This is a genomic window from Mucilaginibacter mallensis (assembly GCF_900105165.1).
GTDB classification, from domain to species: domain Bacteria; phylum Bacteroidota; class Bacteroidia; order Sphingobacteriales; family Sphingobacteriaceae; genus Mucilaginibacter; species Mucilaginibacter mallensis.
In genome coordinates this window covers 3,866,524-3,884,458 of sequence record NZ_LT629740.1, presented here as the reverse complement: position 1 = coordinate 3,884,458, position 17,935 = coordinate 3,866,524, and the positions used below count along the sequence as shown (strand labels likewise).

Sequence of the window (17,935 nt, the reverse complement as noted above, 5' to 3'; positions counted from 1 at the left end):
TTATATTCATACGCTTTATTTTTAAGGGGTTATAAATTAATTAAACATTAAAACTATTTTCTTGTCAGTTACATGGTATCTTAACTTATTTGAAATGCACAGCATTTTAATGATATCCAAAAGGTGATCTGTGCTATTAAAAGTTGCCGTTATATGATAATGCATTATGCTATTATCAGCAAACCCAATCTCTGTGTTGAACCTGTCGCTCAAAACATTGGCAACTTCACCCAGGCTCTTGTTATCAAATATTAGTTTACCGCTTGTCCAGCCCATTGCATCATCGGCCATGGCAATTTTGGAATACGTTGTTTTGCCTGATAATTTGTTAATGGAAATTTTATCACCTGGTAATAAAATTGACTTATTCAGCTTGCTGTTTTGGCCGGGAGCTGTAACAGAAACTTTTCCCTGGGTAACTGAAATACTAACAGATTTAAGGTATTTATAGAAACTGATATTAAAAGCTGTTCCTAAAACCTGTGTGTTGATGTTGCCCGATCGTACAATAAATGGTTTGTTTTTATCATGATAGATAGCACAATAAACCTCTCCTTCCAAAAGATCAACCTCGCGGAGCTTATTGCTGAACTTTTCGGGATAACGTAACCGGCTATGTGCATTTAAAAATAATACCGACTTATCAGCAAGCTCTATTCTTTTAATTTCACCTCTTTGGGTTTCTACTGTGTCATACTTTACAAGCTCAGCAGTATTGATTGGGTGAATACGGTGTTGAACGAAATAAAAACACGTTGAAAAACAAAGCAACAACATTGCGGCATATCCTAAAAGCCTTCTTAGGTTCAATTTTCTTTTTTCAGCATCCGGGTATAGCTGTACATCTTGATGACTTGTGTCTTCATCAGTATTTAATAATACATCCATCTCCTGTATCAGCGCATCTGTTATCAGGCCTTTTTCAATCAAATGAAAAAAAGCTTCAAGCTCCTCATCGGTGCATTGATTATTTAAATAGCGTTGTATTAATTTTTGTTGAAATTCCTTCTCATCCATAAAATATGGGCTGTTTATGGACTAAGACAATTAAATATGGCCGGAGGGTACCCCTGCAAAGAAATATTTTAAAATTTAATTAATATGAAGAACAAGCTTAAAGAGATACCAAACTCTTTTACTACCGAAAGCTTTAATGTGCGCATGGAACGCACCATATGTTTTTTAACGCAGCTGCGCGATATGCCAAGCAATTTTGCAACTTCATCATAGCTATGCCCTTGCTGCCGGCATAGTTTAAATACTTCGCGACTTTGGGGTGGGAGTGTATTTAAAATATTTCGTAAATAGTTCAGGTATTCGTTTGTTATTAAATTATCCTCCATCTCATTCCTTTTTTCACTTATGGAAGAATAGATAATACCCATGGCCTTTGAGTCGACGGATGCTCTTTTTAGGAAGTTTAATGTATGATTTTTAGTTATGGTATACAGATAGGGTTTAAAACTCTTTATTACCACAAGGCTATGGCGGTTCTCCCATATCCGTATAAATATCTCCTGGCAAAGATCGTCTGATAATTCAGGCGCTTTAATAAATTTATAGATGAACCTGTATATATCCATCCTGTAATGATTATATAATGCCTCAAAAGCAATACTATCGTCCTCCGATATTTTTTGTATTAGTTCATTTTCATTAAATTCCATTTCAGTTATCCGGATTATATTCAATCAATTACTAAGGATCAATACATTTATTTATAAGTATATAGCTCGTAACAATATTACCGGCGATAAACGAATGCGGTAAATTGCTGTTGAGATTAAAAGATTCTAAAACTTCACCATACTGGATGATTTAATGATGGGTTAATTGCTTTTTGTTCATTTCATTTTTTAACAACACATCATCAAGGTTTTCTATAACCATACCTGCAGTACCTTTTAATTGTGCGAATTTTTCAATTGGTGATAGTACTACACCGCTTTCATTAAGTAAGGTGGGGATACATAACTCATTTATTGCCTGCTCAATAGGAGCAAGCCATACCCTTCCGGCCTCGCGCCCCTTTCCGCTTAAAACCACCACCTGGGGGTTCATGATATGGATAAGAATAGCGATAGCCTGGCCTAAATGATATCCCGCTTCTGTAATTAATTTAATTGCTGCCGGACTACCTTCTCTTGCAAGCGCGAAAACTGCATTAATAATTTCCAGTATATTGCCGGTGTTTAGTGCCTGAAGCTCTGCAATTTCTGCCCTTGCTTTGTTTGCAATAATAATAAGGGAGGTTTCTGTTTCTAAACAACCTACTTTACCACAGCGGCATACTTTGCCATTCTTAAATAATGGGATATGGCTAAATTCACCGGCATAACCTGTAGAGCCACGAAAGATCTTGCCGTTAACAATCATGCCCAGCCCAATTCCCCAGCCTATATTTACAACCATAATTTCTTTTATGGTTCGTCCTAAGCCTAACTTCAATTCGGCTAAAGCTATAGCAGCCGAATCATTATCTATAAAAACAGGAATACCTATCCTTTCAGAAAGCATATCCCTGATATTTTTTGAATTATTTTTGAAATAACTTTTATTTACACCCTTTTCTATATCAATAACACCCGGCATTGATATCCCGACCGCCATAATTTTATTCTTTTCAATAGGCGAAACCCCAAAGAGATGCAAAACTTGTTCTATTACCAATTCAAGTGTGTTAACATCTTTGTAAATATCAATGTCGAACTGAATAATATCTGAAATAATACTGCCGGTAATATCCATGATAGCGGCCTGTACATTAAATTGGTTCATGGCCACACTTATAATGTATAAACTATCCGCTACCAGCGAGTACAGCAGCGGCTTCCGGCCCCCGCGCGAGTCGCCATAGCCATTTTCATAGACTATCCCGTTTCTAATCAGGTCGTTTATGTTTTTGGTAACATTAGGTATGCTGTTTTCAACCTGCTTACTAATTTCCAGGCACGTTGAATCGGGATTAAAATAAATTGCTTTAATAATGGCAATTGAACTTGCCGACAAGAGCTTGAAATCCGGCATTAAATGTTTATTTAAATAAATACTATTTTCAAATATAATATTTATTTAACTTTTTCAAAATATTATAAACTTTTTAAAATTTTTATTAAGTTTTGAAGTGATATATTTTTTCGGTTGTAATCGAATGGCCAAATAGCGGTACACCAATGTATCCCCAGATGTTCGGTTTGCCATCCTTTAATTTCAAGGCGCAATTGTATGTTTTACCGCTATAAAGATCATAGATATGACCATCATCACAGGCTCCATTGTGGTAAGTAAAAACGTTAAGCAAGATCAGGCCTTTGATGGAAATTCAAAGCGATCAAAAACCAACGTCAGCATGAAGCCAACGGAGCCCAAAGCGAGGAAAACCGTGTGAAGAATTGATGATAGCAGAATGTATTATTATCGAAGCGCGAGCTTTACCTGGCTGCCAAAATACTATAATGCCAGATTAATTAATAAATCATAATAGAACAGAATAGGATAAAAAATACTATTATTGCTTTACAATATTTATTTGACCAATTTTACTCCATTATCCCAATAATTAAATAGATGAAAAGCCTGCTTTTTTTGTTGTTATCCCTATGCGTATTTTCCGCTAAAGCTGTTGTAAGAATTAAAGTAGATACAGTCGTGCAGGGTGCTAATGTGCCATTGGAGATTGAGGATCCTCGCTGCATAGGCATCAATAAAGAACCCGCCCATGCAATTTTAATGCCTTACAAAAACTTACAAGAAGCACTAAGAGCTGATCGGCATGCTTCTTCTTTTTGCAGAAGTTTGAATGGGACATGGAAATTTAACTGGGTGGCCTGGCCTCAACAACGCCCTGTAGATTTTTATAAAGATAGTTATGATGTCTCCGGCTGGAAAGATATTAAAGTGCCATCTAATTGGCAGGTTGAGGGCTATGGTACGCCTTATTACAGCAATTATACTTATATTTTTAAAAAGGATTTTCCGCATGTGATGAGCGAGCCTCCCCGTAATTATACGGCGTATAAAGAACGCAACCCTGTTGGCAGCTATCGTCGTGATTTTACTGTTCCGGAGAACTGGAATGGCCGTCGCATTTTTATAACATTTGATGGCGTAGATGCCGGTTTTTTTATTTGGGTTAACGGGCAGAAAGTTGGTTATAGCGTAAATAGCCGTAATGCAGCTGAATTTGATATTACCCGATTTGTAAAGCCAGGCAAAAACATACTGGCGGTTGAAGTTTACCGGTTCACTACAGGAAGCTACCTTGAAGACCAGGATATGTGGCGACTAAGCGGCATTTTTCGCAATGTGACCTTATGGAGTACGCCGCAGGAACATATCAGAGATTTTTTTATAAAGACGATCCTGGACAAGCAATACAAGAATGCCACAGTTGATGTAACTGCCTGTGTGAAAAATTATGGTGACAAAGTAATTGCCGTTAATCGGTTGAGAGCGACATTATATAATGGCACAGTGGTTGTAACGAGTGCAAATGGAACCATACCGGCCCTTAAGCCGGGTGAAGAAAGGGTTGTTCATTTAAGTTTCCCGGTCAAGGATCCGCAGAAATGGACAGCAGAAACTCCTAAACTTTACACGGCGGTACTGACGATTGAAAAAGGAAATGATACCTTAGAAACCATTTCGTCCCGCACCGGGTTCCGCACCATCGAAATAAAAGGAAGGATTTTTACGATCAATGGTGTACGCATTAAATTAAAAGGGGTGAACCGCCATGAGAACTGGCCGAATGATGGTCATGCCGTTACTGAAGCACAAATGATCAGAGACATCGTCCTCATTAAGCAGGCAAACTGTAATCATGTCCGTACCTGTCATTATTCCGATGATCCGAGGTGGTATGAGCTGTGTGACGAATATGGCATTTACCTGGTGGCAGAGGCAAACCTTGAATGCCATGGTGCATGGGATGAATTTAACGAAGACCCCAGGATGAAAGATGCTATCATTGACCGTAATGTGGCAAATGTACAGAGCTTTAAAAATCATCCTTCGGTAATCATATGGTCGCTGGGTAATGAATGCGGCAGCGGTGGTTCCAATTTCAGGGCGGCACTCGCTACCGTAAAACAGCTTGATCCCTCGCGCCCCACACATTACCAGGGATTTGGCGTAGGCGAAAAGAACCCTGCCGATATTGAGAGTGATATGTATACCAGCTTACAGCAGGTGGAAGATTATGCAAAAGGAAATGAGCTTACCAAGCCGTTTTATCTGTGTGAATATGCACATTCCATGTTTAATTCGATGGGATCGGTGGATTACTACAATGCCCTTTTTGATAAATATCCTACCTTATTGGGTGGATGTATCTGGGAATGGCAGGATCAGGGTATTTACAATAATCGGGATCCCAAGCATCCTATTATTGCCTTTGGCGGCGGATTTGGTGAATATCCGAACGACCATTATTTTATCCATAAAGGAGTGGTATTCTCTGACAGATCCCCCAAACCTCAGTACCCTGCCTTAAAGCATGCTTATCAATGGATAGGCATAAAAGAAAGCAATTTGAAGAAAGGCATGGTAACCATTGTAAATAAATACCAGTTCATCACTCTGAATAGCTTTACCGGTAACTGGCAGCTCAGCGAAAATGGAATTGCGATTTCTTCCGGCACATTCAACCCTGGACAGGTTGGTCCGGGTACATCAAAAGATATTAAAATCCCTTTTATCATTACAAAAACAAAACCTGGTGCCGAATACTTTCTGCGTGTTTCATTTGTCACGAACAAAGACCAATTCTGGGCGAAAAAGGGATTTGAAGTTGCCGCCGAACAACTTAAATTGCCGGTGGTCGTACCTGCTGTAGCTGCAGATCCGGGTAAAATACAGTCACTCGAGCTGGATAATTCAAGTGACTTTGCCAGGATAAAAGGGAAGGGCTTTGAAATTGAATTTGATAAGAAAACCGGTGTTTTTTCCAGATTTAAAGAAAACGGGAAAGATATACTCCTGAGCAATGGCGGCCCGCAATTGCATTTGTGGCGGGCCCCTCACCGTAACGACGATATGTGGGCCGACGAAGGCTGGGTAAAATACGGTATTAAGTCACTTAACTGGGCAGCCGATAGTATAAAGGTTACTCAACTTTCACCCGGAAAAATAATCATCAGCGCAAAATTAACCGGTACGGGCAAAGCAGGCTTCATTGTTTATGAAAAGGTGGCATATGCCATTTCAGGAGATGGTGTAATAAGCGCAGATCATGATGTGGCTTTCAGTAATTCCAGTGTGGTTTTGGCCAGGCTTGGTGTGCGCATGTTTGTTAATAAGGACCTGAACAGCTTCAGCTATTTTGGGCGCGGGCCAATGGAGAATTATGCCGACAGAAAAAGCGCCTTTGATATTGGGGTGTACTCAAGTAGTGTGCTTCAACAAGTAACGCCTTATGAAAAACCGATGGAGAACGGTAACCATGAGGATGTTAGATGGGCCACGTTAACTGCTAAGAATGGTGCCGTACTAAAAATAGCTAAAGGCAGCGATGCGGCAGCATTGCAGGTATCGGCCCAGCCTTACAGCGATGAAGAAATGGAACCGGTTGAATACAAAATTGATATGCCCGGGAGTAAGGCGACAGTGTTATGTATAAGCCATCAAACATTAGGTGTGGGTTCAAACTCATGCGGCCCTAAGCCAATGGAACAATACACTGTTTATTCAAAACCTACACATTTTACCTATGAGATCCATTTATTAGCAGGCAATTAAGATTATCTAAATCCTATTAAATGAAACATTTTTTTTCTGCCTTATCCGTCCTTCCGTTACTACTGCTGTCTTTGTGTGGCTATGGTCAGAACAAAAATAAAGAGAGTAAGGAAGAGGTTGACTATGTTAACCCATTAATTGGCACCGCTTTTACCGGTTTTGCAGAGGGATTGGATGGCGGGGGCACTATGCCTTGCGTAAATGTACCCTTTGCCATGACTAATTTTGTTGCACAAACGGGTGAAAATAAAATGAGCAGGATGGTTTACCAATACGAAGATAAAAAGGTCATTGGCTTTACCGCAACACATCAGCCAACCGTATGGATGGGCGATTATGGGTATGTTTCTGTAATGCCGCAAATTGGGGAACTTAAAGTTTTGCCGGAAGAGCGGTCTTTGCCTTTTGATCATAAAGATGAGATTTCTACACCCTATTATTACGCCGTTACATTAAATGCCGGTAATGATCAAAAGATCAGGGGAGAAATTGCAGGAGGCAATACTTGTGGTATGTTTCAGTTCACCTTTCCCAAAAGTGATCAGGCACATCTTATCATTCAGGGGATTAATTTGAATCCCGCTTTAGCGGATTCAGCAAATAACTATTCTAACCGGATCGAAAAATTAAGGGGATATGTTCATATTGATCTTCTTCATAATGAAATAACGGGGTATAACCCTGACCGGCAGTCCGCGCAGCTTGGGCCGGAGCTGAAAAATTTCAAAGGCTATTTTGTTATTCGATTTGATAAAAAGATAAACAGCTATGGGACATGGGATAAGCAAACTATCAGTAAGAACAGTACCAGCCAGTTTGGAACACGTATGGGCGCTTATCTTTCTTTCAATACAAAAACAACCGAAGTAGTTAAAGTAATAGTAGCCACCTCTTTCATCAGCATAGAGCAAGCAAAAAGTAATCTTCAAAGAGAAATTAGCGGATGGGATTTTGGTGGCTTGGTTAAAAATACCCGCAAGCAATGGCAACAGCAACTAAAAGTAATGACGCTAAGTGGAGTATCTAAAGATCAAAAAACAATTTTTTATACCGCGCTATTCCACACGATGCTATTCCCGAGGCAATTTTCTGAGTACGGGAAGTATTACAGCGCGTTTGATGACAAGGTACACACCGGCACATCCTATAATGATTACTCTTTGTGGGATACCTTTAGGGCCTTGCATCCCCTGCTGATACTTACCCAGCCGCAACGGGTAAACGGAATGGTTCAATCGTTGCTGCAAATGTATAAAGAAGGTGGCTGGATGCCGATGTGGCCAAATCCTACCTATACAAATATTATGATTAGCACGCATGCGGATGCCGTAGTTGCTGACGCTTATGTTAAAGGGTTTCGTGGATTTGATCAGCAGTTGGCTTACCAGGCAGTGCACAAGGATGCTTTTACCGCGCCTGACGGTGACACCCATAAGCTATGGGGAGATCGTGATCTGTGGACAAGTTTTGAGGCCAGGGGAGGACTAACCTATTACCATCAGTTGGGTTATGTCCCGGCAGATAAGACCAAAGAATCCGTATCACGGACCATTGAATATTCGGTTGATGATTATTGCGTTGCGCAAATGGCTAAAGGAATGGGTAAAAAAAGTGATTATCAGCAGCTTGTTAAATGGAGCAATAACTACAAAAACGTTTACAATACCGTTACCGGCTTTATGGCTCCGAAAAATAGTGATGGCCGCTGGGCATCAAACCCGAATATAGGATTTACCGAAGGAACAAACTGGACCTATACATTCGGCGCTATGCAGGATATTCCAGCAATGATTGTACTGATGGGTGGTAAAAAGGCCTTTGCAGAAAAATTGACTAAAAACTTTGATGAAGGGCATTACCGGGCTGATAATGAACCGGGACACCATTACCTGTATCTTTTTAATTATTGTGGCATGCCCTGGAAAACACAGGAATTGGTTCGTGAACATACCTCAGCGGTAAACTTCCGTAACGCACCCGTGGGTATCAACGGGAATGACGATTGCGGGCAAACATCTGCCTGGTACTTGTTTAATACCATGGGCTTTTATCCGGTTTCACCGGCCAGTGGATATTACAGTGTTGGAGCACCACAACTTCCATTTATAACTTTGGATTTACAAAACGGGAAGAAACTAACAATTAAAGCGATAGGCTTATCCGAAAAAAATAAATATGTTAAGGAAGTACGTTTTAACGGGAAGCTAATCAAAGATCAGCTGATCTCACATAAGCAGATCATTCAGGGAGGCTCTCTGGTTTTCAAAATGACCAGTATTCCGCAAAGTTAAGATTAAGCGAAAGCTTTTGGCTTAACCAGCCAGTCCGGCTTTTGAGAATAATACAAATAAGGCTACCATAACAGCAACCAACAGGGCATTTACCCAATGACGTCTCCGCCAGGGAGTAAGATAGCTATTAATTACTTTTACCGGGCGTTTAACGGGCTTCATTGGTGCAAATTGGCCGATAATCAGCATTAATGCCGTAGTTGCAATAAATAGCAGCGCCAGTATATGAAGAAAATTTATACCCGTTTGAAAAACAAATTGTGTTAGCAGATAACCTGTGGCGCAGAAAACGATCCCACATTTTGCAGCTATTGGGGGCACCTTTTTGGTCAGGAACCCGACAAACATTACCGTAAAAATGGGGATGCTGAATGTCGCGTTAGCTTTTTGCATATAAGTATAAAAATTACTGCTGGCAAAAATGATCATCGGGGCCAATAATATGGCGATCAGCGCAGCTACAGTTTCAAATTTTCTGGATGCCAGTAATAATGTGCCGTCGTTAAATTTTTTCCTATGCCTGATGAGATAGGGTTTATAGATATTTAAAATGAAAAGCGTACCGGAACTATTCAATGCTTTTGAGAACGAAGTTATAGCTGCACCGAATACAATCGCTGCTATAAACCCGCAAATTGCCGGTGGTGTAAGATCCCTGACTAATTTAGGGAATACCTGGATAGTTTGCGGCATATGCTCATATGCATGTACCGCTATAATGCCCGGTAGCATAAAGAGAAACGGGCCCGCCAATTTTCCGCAACAGGTTAACGCGATACCTTTCTGGCTCATTTCCAAGTTCTTTGCAGAGAGCGCTTGTTGGACAATAACCTGCTCGGTTCCCCAATAAAATAAATTAACCAATAACATACCTGTAAAAATACCCGAAAAGGGAACAGCATCTGTAGCACTACCAATAGCGTTTAAATGTTCTTTATGCGTAGTCAATAATTGATGCCAGCCGGAACTCCAATCACCATTCCCGATATAACGCAGTCCAAAATAAGTAAGGAAAATACCTCCTGCAAATAAGCAGACTCCCAACAAAATATCGGATACAGCAATGATTTTCAGTCCACCCAATACGGAATAAGTGCCGCCTGCTATGCCCATAAAAAGCACCATGATAACGATTCCGCCGAAATAGGTGCAATGGAAAACATCAGAGATCCGGAACATGCCGTTAAGCGCGACTGCCCCTGTATAAAGTATAATGGGCAAAAGATTTACCATATAACCAATCAGGAAGATGGCACTCACCAGCATTTTTGTTCCGTTATCAAAACGTGTTCTCAAAAAATCAGGGGTCGTATTAATTCCGCCGCGCAGGTAAACCGGCATAATAAACTCCGAAACGATAACCATTGCAAAAACAGAGCTCACGCCCCAAGCCATCGTAGTCATATTATTAATATAAGCGGCTTCACTGCCGCCCAGGAATTCAGCGGCATTTACATTGGTGAAGAACAAGGCGCAGCCAACAGCCGCAAAGCTTAATTTCCTGTTGGCAAAAAACAGGCCCGCAACATTTTTTATTTTACTTTTTTTGGAAGTTAAGAGTGATACAGCAATAATGGCAATTATTACTGCCAGAAAACTAATTAAAGCTATGCCATTCATTTTTTAAAGCGAATCACGGCGTTTTAATACGGTAGGAATTACTTCCTGTACTTGTTCACGCCCAATTATAGCCTGCCCAACCCGTTTTCCCATTTGCACAAAATCCGTCGAATAAGTTGTGATACCACCGCCGATCAGTTCTTTAATTACCTCGTCATTGTGAGATAAAATACCAATATCTCTTCCCGGCTTCAGTTTCTTTACTTTACAATCCTTCAATATTTCCCAAATTTCCGCATTGTTCAATGAAAAATAGACTTTCCCTTGTTCTACCGATCCTGGAATGTATTCGGGAAGCATTCTTGCATTAATATCAAAATCTTTAACAAACTTTTTAAACGCACGTATAATTTCCAATGGATTAAGTGATCCCGGTAAATGGAAGAAAATCATTTCGTCGTATAGTTTGATTTTTTCTGCCAGCGCCGAAAAGGCTTCATATGAAGCTTTTTCAAATTCCTGGGTTACATAATTAAATTCCTCGCTTAGGGGTTCAAAACGATCAAACATAATGAACTTATTCCGTGGTAAAGGATCCAATAAATGTTTGGTTCTGGGGTGGGGGATCGGGGATACCACGTACATTCCATATTTGCCCTTAACCATATCCATAATACTTTCAAAGATCGTAATGTTGCCATGGTGAAAGAATACATCTATCTGAACATTAGCGCCCAATTCATCCCTGAAACTACGGTAAAACTGTTCCTGAAAAGAGTCCATAAGATACATCACTAAGGCAACCTTAAGTGTCTGATCGGTATTTTCGTTGGCTACATAAAAGCCCAAACGGTTTTTTGATTGAACAATTCCCCGGCTGATCAGATCTTTATACCCTTTCATTATGGTTGCCCTGGCGAAGCTCAACTTCTTAACCATAGTATTTACCGAAGGAAGCGCTTCGCCTTTAGAAACGATACTTTCGTTAATGGCGTTTATTATGCCATTAACAAACTGGTCGTGTTTAGAGAAGGATGGCATTTCTTCCAGTTCCAGGATTTTTTCATAAATGGTTACCATATGCGATTGTATAGATTATATAGGTTGTCAAAAGCTTAATCGCAAAAAAGTTTGCTCATAATCATATTTATTAACTCAGTAACAGTGTTAGGTTTGTAAATATAATCTGTTCTATTCTATTTACAATAGCAAACGTTAATAATTTCACCGGACTTTAAACCTTATCTGCTTTTTTCACAACGTTGGATCATTTTAAACAGTTTGCCCCGTTAATTACTCTCCAATAATTTTTCCAGCTTCCACATATATAAATGTAGCCTGCATTTTAATAATTAGAAGCTGCGATTATGTTAACTAATTAACAATAGATGGCCAATGGATTAATATTGGTTCAGAGTGGCCTGTTTTGTTGTTGTAATTGTAATCAAAGCGATACTATCTTCTGGTGGACTCATGTAAAACGGCAAAAAAGACAACATTTTTTTTAAATAATTTGATATAACAGAAAAAATATTTTTTCTTTACAAAATATAGAACAGACCAGAACAGCATTGTAATTTATTAAAAAGAATACTTCTCCGCATCTGCGGCTGTGGCATTCTTTGGCTTATTTTAACTGTGGTCTTTATTCTTCTAAAAATAATTATGATAAAGCGATATATATTAGTGATTTTTCTTTTTTACTGGTCCAACTCATTTGCCCAGCAATACCGGTGGAATTTGAATAAGGAAAAAGGGATAGAGTGGACTATAGGCAAAAATATAGCAAAGCATTTAGATCATGTGGAAATGAGCGGAAGGTTGGTTTCGGTGATTGTTACTTACGGTATTGACAGCCTTCAGCATGCGGTTATTCATAAAAGCGTGGTATTTCCTATGCTGCGTACCATTCCAAACGATACCCGGGGTAGTCTTCACAGTGATTTCGAACAATCCATCACGCCAATTATGATCAATGGCAGCGCGGTTACTGAATCACCGGTATCATTTTCCTTTAATGGAATTCTGCATATGGTATCAACAGCAGGTAGGGATATAAGTATTGAGCATAATATATTTCCTTCCTTTGATAAAGCAGCCGTTATCGAACAATGTGTCATCAGCAATAAGAGCAAGGAGGCTGTTGAAATTTCTATATCCGGTTGGGATCATAAAGATACAACAGATGCTGCTAAAGGTGTTTATGGCGCTTATGTGTTGGAAAGCAAGTTGTACGGTGGAGGCAAAGCTAGGTTATTACCTGGCGGGAAGTACACTTATTCGGTTATTATATCTGGCTATAAAATATGTGAGCAGTCATATTATTATTCTGCAAATTACGAGCACCTCAAAAGAATGGATTTTTTGAAAGAACTCAACCATGAACTGGTTTTAAAAACACCGGATGATACGTTAAATGCAATGTTCAACTTTTCCAAGATCAGGGCGAGTGAAAGTATTTATGATACTAAAAACGGTTTAATGCACGGCCCCGGTGGCGGATCATATTATGCCGCTATATGGGCAAATGATGAGGCAGAATATGTGAACCCGTTTTTTCCTTTTTTAGGTAACGGTGCCGGTAATGAATCGGCCATGAATGCTTTCAGGCTGTTTGCGGGCTATATGAATAGCAATTTTAACCCTATACCCAGTTCTATAACTGCCGAAGGAACCGGCTTTTGGGCAGGTGCGGGTGATAGGGGAGATCAGGCTATGATCGCTTATGGCGCATCAAGGTTTGCGCTGGCTTATGGCGATACATCGGAAGCGGAAAAGTTATGGCCGCTTATCAACTGGTGCTTTCAGTACCTTGAAAAAAAGAAAACTCCCAAAGGGGTGATCGCCTCTGATGCGGATGAACTGGAAGGACGGTTTCCTGCAGGCAAAGTAAATCTATCCACTAATGTGCTCGCCTATGGTGCAATGATCAGTGCTTCACACTTGGCAGCTGCATTGGGCAAAGGAGATGCTGCACAAGACCTGAAACAGCGTGCGGCAGCATTAAAGATAGCGATAGATAAATATTTTGGAGGTAAGGTTCAGGGCTTTGATACCTACAGGTATTATTATAGCAACACCACTTTACGATCATGGATAGGATTGCCATTGGTAATGGGGATATTTGACAGAAAGCAGGAAACACTTAAAGCACTTTATTCGCCATTTTTGTGGACAAAAGACGGTATGCTTACAGAATCAGGATCAAGCACTTATTGGGACCGCGCATTGCTTTATGCGTTAAGAGGATCATTTTACGCAGGCGCTACCGACAGTACTTTAAAATACCTGAAATACTATTCAGGAAAAAGGCTTTTAGGGGAACACGTTCCTTATGCTATTGAAGCCTGGCCCGAAGGTGATCAACGACAGCTTTCAGCCGAAAGTGGTCTTTATTGCAGGTGTATTACCGAAGGCTTATTTGGCTTGCAGCCAACAGGCTTCAATTCATTTTCAGTATCGCCGTATCTTCCCAAGGGATGGAATGAGATGACGCTTGAGCATGTAAAAGCTTTCAATAATGATTTTACGATCCGGGTTTTAAGGATTAAAAATGGCGGTGAAAAGATTATTATTGAAGACTCAAGCGGTAAGATAAAAACATATTTCTTTGATGGTAAAACCCCGGTGGATGTTTCACTATAATTATATGATGAATAGAGCAACTATGAGAAAATTTATATTAACACTGGTTTTAATCATCTCCTGCGGGTTGGTGTATGCGCAGAACAATAATTTGCAATTTAAATCTGCCGATACAGCTTTACAGACCGCATTTCAGCGGGCAAAAGTTATGGCTTTACATTATAAAGGAAAGCCGGGCGATCCGGTAGGCCCCTGGTATGAATCAGCATTGCCGCCACGTTTTGCTTTTTGCATGCGCGATGTCTCACATCAGAGTATAGGTGCAGAGGTGCTTGGCCTGGATAAAGAAAATAAAAACATGCTCACCCTCTTTGTCAAAAATATATCTGCAAACAAGGACTGGTGTACCTACTGGGAAATTAACCACTTCGGTAAACCGGCTCCTGAAGATTACAAGGATGACAAGCATTTTTGGTTTAACCTGAATGCGAATTTTGACATAATGAACGCCTGCTGGAATTTATATTTATGGACAGGTGACCAGGAGTATATTAAAGGCGCTGCCTTTAAGAATTTTTATGAAAAGACTGCCAATGAATATATAAAGACATGGATATTAGAGCCGGATTCGTTACTCACAAGGCCAGCACACCCTAATGTTACCCTGCCTTACGATTCGGAGGATGCCAAGAAACGATGCCGTGGTCTTCCTTCGTATTCAGAAGGGGTTCAGAATATAAAAATGGGCGCTGATCTGATCGCCGCCATTTACAGGGGCCTGCTTTCTTATGCTGAAATTTTGAAAGTCAACGGTGAAAATATGAAGGCATTGGCAGTTTTAAAGAATGCAGAAAAATACCGCCAGGCATTGGATTCTAAATGGTGGGATGAAAATGATCAGCTCTATTATACTTATTTTACCAGTGACAACAAGTTTGGTAAAACGGAAGGTGAAACTTTCCTACTGTGGTTTGACGCGATAAAGGATCCGGTAAGAAAACAGAAAACAATTCAGCATTTACTTAACAATAATTGGAACATAGAGAATCTTTCCTATTTCCCCTATATTCTATATGTCAACGGATACCCGGATCAAGCTTATAACTACATGCTGAAATTAACCGATCCTAAAACGGATAGAAGAGAGTACCCGGAAGTTTCCTTTGGGGTGATCAAGGGTTTTACCGAAGGTTTGATGGGTATTTCTGCTGATGCGCGCGTTAACCGGCTAACTACCCTGTATCGAAATACAGCCGATATTAGTTCTACCCTTATGTCAGTACCTGTACTCCATACGACCATTGATCTGACACATAAAGACAGAAAGACCTCAACTATTACCAATGTTGGCAAAATAGCTATTCAATGGAGACCTAAATTTGCAGGTAATTACGCTTCTATATTTATTGATGGAAAGCGACTTAAAGCCACTCACGAAAAGAATTGGCTGGGTAACCAATTTTCTTATGCCAATGTAAGTTTGAAAGCTGGACAAAAAATAACAGCTTTGGTGAAATAAAATAGGCAATCGGTTAGTATTAGTTAAAAGAGTTAGTGAATGAGCTTGAATATTACAAAAATGAAGAGGCTTTATTTAATTATAGTATGCATTGGTCTGTTTCTTTTATTGTCTGTTCAAGCTATTGCACAATCTAGTCGTATCGGCTATCTATCTATTAATCAGCGTAAGCATGCTTCTGAAAATGTTACCTATTATATCGACCCCCAAAAAGGAGCTGATCAAAATTCCGGTTTAAGTATCAAACAGGCCTGGAAGACTTTTAATCCTGTTAATCAGATTATTTTATCAGCAGGGGACAAAGTAAATATCTTATCGCCGGGGGCATTCCATGAATCATTGCTTGCTGTTGCCAGAGGAACAGCCAAAGCACCTGTTGTTATACAATTTGCACCCGGTAATTATAATTTTTACCCGGATAATTTTTATAAAAGGTTACTTGCAATTTCCAATACTAATGATACCCCTGATGAGCCAAAAGCAATTGCGATTTATTTGGCTGATTGCCGCTTTTTAAATGTTAACGCCGTGGGGGCAAATATTATCCTGCATGGGAAGGCCATTGAAACCTGCGTTAACCAATCTGAAAACGTTGTATTACACGGCATCAGTTATAACTATAACCGGCCTACAGTTTCCGAAATAAAAGTGGTAGATGTACAGCCGGGCTTTGCTGATGTTATGGTGCATCCGGATTCCTGGTATACTGTAAAGGATAGTTTATTAACGTGGCTGGGTGAAGGATGGTCATACCGGCCGGATAGTTACTGGCAGGTATATGATGCTGATTATGTTTATCGTCAAGGCATCCAGTTTAATAATATTCGCTGTGTTGTTTTGGGAAAGAATAAATTGCGGCTCTATTTTAAAACTAACCCGGGTTTTACCACTGGTTTAATTTATCAAAACCGCAACGTACTTCGCGATTGTGCAGGTATATTCTTTGCCTATAGCAAGAATATTGTTATGGACCATGTACGTATCTATTTTATGCACGGAATGGGGGTAGTTAGCCAATTTTGTAAAAATATAAAGATGGACCATCTAAGTGTAAGACCTGATGAAAAATCCGGGCGTACCTGTGCGGCCTGGGCTGATATTCTTCACTTCTCGGGATGCAGCGGCTTGATTGAAATAAAAAATAGTTATTTATCAGCCTCAAATGATGACGCGATCAACATCCACGGAACTTTTCTAAAAGTCGTTGAAAATCCGAATCCTCATCGAATAACAGTTCGCTTTATGCAGGGGCAGACCTTTGGCTTCAAGGCATTCATGAAGGGTGATAGTATCAGTTTCATCAATCCTTCAACGCTGCAATCTTTTGCTGTAAACAGGGTTATCTCAGTTAAAATGCTTAATGATAAAAATATGGCATTGATCCTCAAAGAGCCTGTTCCTCAAAATATCATAAACAATGTAGTAGAAAACATGACCTACACACCCAAAGTCTGGATTCATAACGATACGATCACTCGTATACCAACACGGGGTATACTAATCACTACCCGGCGCAGGTCTGTTATAAAAGATAATGTTATAAACCATACTTATATGAGTGGTGTGCTGGTTTCGGACGATGCCGCAAGCTGGTATGAATCCGGAGAAGTTACTGATCTTAAAATTGATAACAACATATTTCTGGATTGTGGTGAACCGGTTATCAATATCCATCCTGAAAACGTCCAACCGGGTCCGGGTGCCGTACATAAAAATATAATGATCTTAAATAACACCTTTTATTTGAGGGATAGGATGGCGCTAACTGCAAAAAGCACCAATAATATCAGTTTTACTGCAAATAAGATCTTTATGAATAAAAACTATGGCATCGATAGTTGCATCAGTTTTTATGATTGTTCAGGTACTTCCACAGGAAAAAATAAAATCAGACCGACGGATACTTTAAACTGTCCCCAATAAATTTCACATAACCGGTAATGCCAGTAAAAGGAATATGAAGAAATATTTCCTTACCCAGATGGCGTGCCGTAAAATTTAGTATCGCTACTTAGTCATAGCTTATTGTACTGTGGACCAGTCATTTCGGTGGAACCATAGAAAAGATTGTAAAAAAACGTTAACGAAATTTTACATGCAGTAAAATTAATTCAACCAATAGTTTATTCCAGGCTGATACAAATAATTTTATTTTTTTTTCAACAAAAGAATTTGGATGTATCGATAATGTTACTACTTTTACAATAATAATAGACCAGACTAGAATAACCTAATTTAAACC

12 protein-coding genes are annotated in these 17,935 nt (G+C 39.7%); 6 read left to right on the top strand and 6 right to left on the bottom strand.

Going from position 1 to position 17,935, the window contains the following annotated elements; genetic code table 11:
• Nucleotides 1–36: 36 nt before the first annotated feature.
• From BLU33_RS15625 to BLU33_RS25690, 4 genes are all read right to left on the bottom strand, one after another.
• The gene (locus BLU33_RS15625; RefSeq protein ID WP_091374900.1) at nucleotides 37–1,017 is read right to left on the bottom strand and encodes a FecR family protein; all 981 of its coding nucleotides are present in this window, start codon (nucleotides 1,015–1,017) and stop codon (nucleotides 37–39) included.
• Between the two features lie 68 nt (nucleotides 1,018–1,085).
• Nucleotides 1,086–1,667: an RNA polymerase sigma factor gene (locus BLU33_RS15620; RefSeq protein ID WP_091374897.1), complete on the bottom strand. Its 582-nt coding sequence runs from the start codon at nucleotides 1,665–1,667 to the stop codon at nucleotides 1,086–1,088.
• Nucleotides 1,668–1,818: 151 nt separating this feature from the next.
• Complete coding sequence (locus tag BLU33_RS15615) at nucleotides 1,819–3,027, bottom strand: ROK family protein (protein WP_091374894.1); 1,209 nt, start codon at nucleotides 3,025–3,027, stop codon at nucleotides 1,819–1,821.
• Nucleotides 3,028–3,112: 85 nt separating this feature from the next.
• A complete protein-coding gene (locus BLU33_RS25690; protein WP_157682171.1) occupies nucleotides 3,113–3,301 on the bottom strand; it encodes a DUF2147 domain-containing protein in 189 nt (62 codons plus the stop codon).
• Here BLU33_RS25690 and BLU33_RS25585 point away from each other — a divergent pair.
• The 3 genes from BLU33_RS25585 to BLU33_RS15600 all read left to right on the top strand — a co-directional run bounded on the left by BLU33_RS25585 (nucleotide 3,254) and on the right by BLU33_RS15600 (nucleotide 9,029).
• Nucleotides 3,254–3,388, top strand: a complete 135-nt coding sequence (locus tag BLU33_RS25585) for a hypothetical protein (protein ID WP_262493816.1) — start codon at nucleotides 3,254–3,256, stop codon at nucleotides 3,386–3,388. The genes BLU33_RS25690 and BLU33_RS25585 overlap by 48 nt on opposite strands.
• A gap of 179 nt (nucleotides 3,389–3,567) precedes the next feature.
• Nucleotides 3,568–6,738: a glycoside hydrolase family 2 TIM barrel-domain containing protein gene (locus BLU33_RS15605; protein ID WP_091374888.1), complete on the top strand. Its 3,171-nt coding sequence runs from the start codon at nucleotides 3,568–3,570 to the stop codon at nucleotides 6,736–6,738.
• A 20-nt stretch (nucleotides 6,739–6,758) separates the two neighbouring features.
• Nucleotides 6,759–9,029, top strand: a complete 2,271-nt coding sequence (locus BLU33_RS15600) for a GH92 family glycosyl hydrolase (RefSeq protein ID WP_091374885.1) — start codon at nucleotides 6,759–6,761, stop codon at nucleotides 9,027–9,029.
• A 21-nt stretch (nucleotides 9,030–9,050) separates the two neighbouring features.
• On the opposite strand, the gene BLU33_RS15595 is transcribed toward BLU33_RS15600, so the two are convergent.
• Nucleotides 9,051–10,649 carry a solute:sodium symporter family transporter gene (locus BLU33_RS15595; protein ID WP_091374882.1) on the bottom strand — a complete coding sequence of 533 codons (1,599 nt, stop codon included), beginning with the start codon at nucleotides 10,647–10,649 and terminating at the stop codon, nucleotides 9,051–9,053.
• Nucleotides 10,650–10,652: 3 nt separating this feature from the next.
• The gene (locus BLU33_RS15590) at nucleotides 10,653–11,669 is read right to left on the bottom strand and encodes a GntR family transcriptional regulator (RefSeq protein ID WP_091374878.1); all 1,017 of its coding nucleotides are present in this window, start codon (nucleotides 11,667–11,669) and stop codon (nucleotides 10,653–10,655) included.
• A gap of 585 nt (nucleotides 11,670–12,254) precedes the next feature.
• Between BLU33_RS15590 and BLU33_RS15585 the strand changes: the two genes are divergently transcribed.
• The 3 genes from BLU33_RS15585 to BLU33_RS15575 are packed head-to-tail and all read left to right on the top strand — an operon-like array spanning nucleotide 12,255 to nucleotide 17,616.
• Nucleotides 12,255–14,234, top strand: a complete 1,980-nt coding sequence (locus BLU33_RS15585; protein ID WP_091374875.1) for a hypothetical protein — start codon at nucleotides 12,255–12,257, stop codon at nucleotides 14,232–14,234.
• A 22-nt stretch (nucleotides 14,235–14,256) separates the two neighbouring features.
• Nucleotides 14,257–15,693: a hypothetical protein gene (locus BLU33_RS15580; RefSeq protein ID WP_157682170.1), complete on the top strand. Its 1,437-nt coding sequence runs from the start codon at nucleotides 14,257–14,259 to the stop codon at nucleotides 15,691–15,693.
• Between the two features lie 60 nt (nucleotides 15,694–15,753).
• The gene (locus BLU33_RS15575; protein ID WP_157682169.1) at nucleotides 15,754–17,616 is read left to right on the top strand and encodes a right-handed parallel beta-helix repeat-containing protein; all 1,863 of its coding nucleotides are present in this window, start codon (nucleotides 15,754–15,756) and stop codon (nucleotides 17,614–17,616) included.
• Nucleotides 17,617–17,935: the final 319 nt, after the last annotated feature.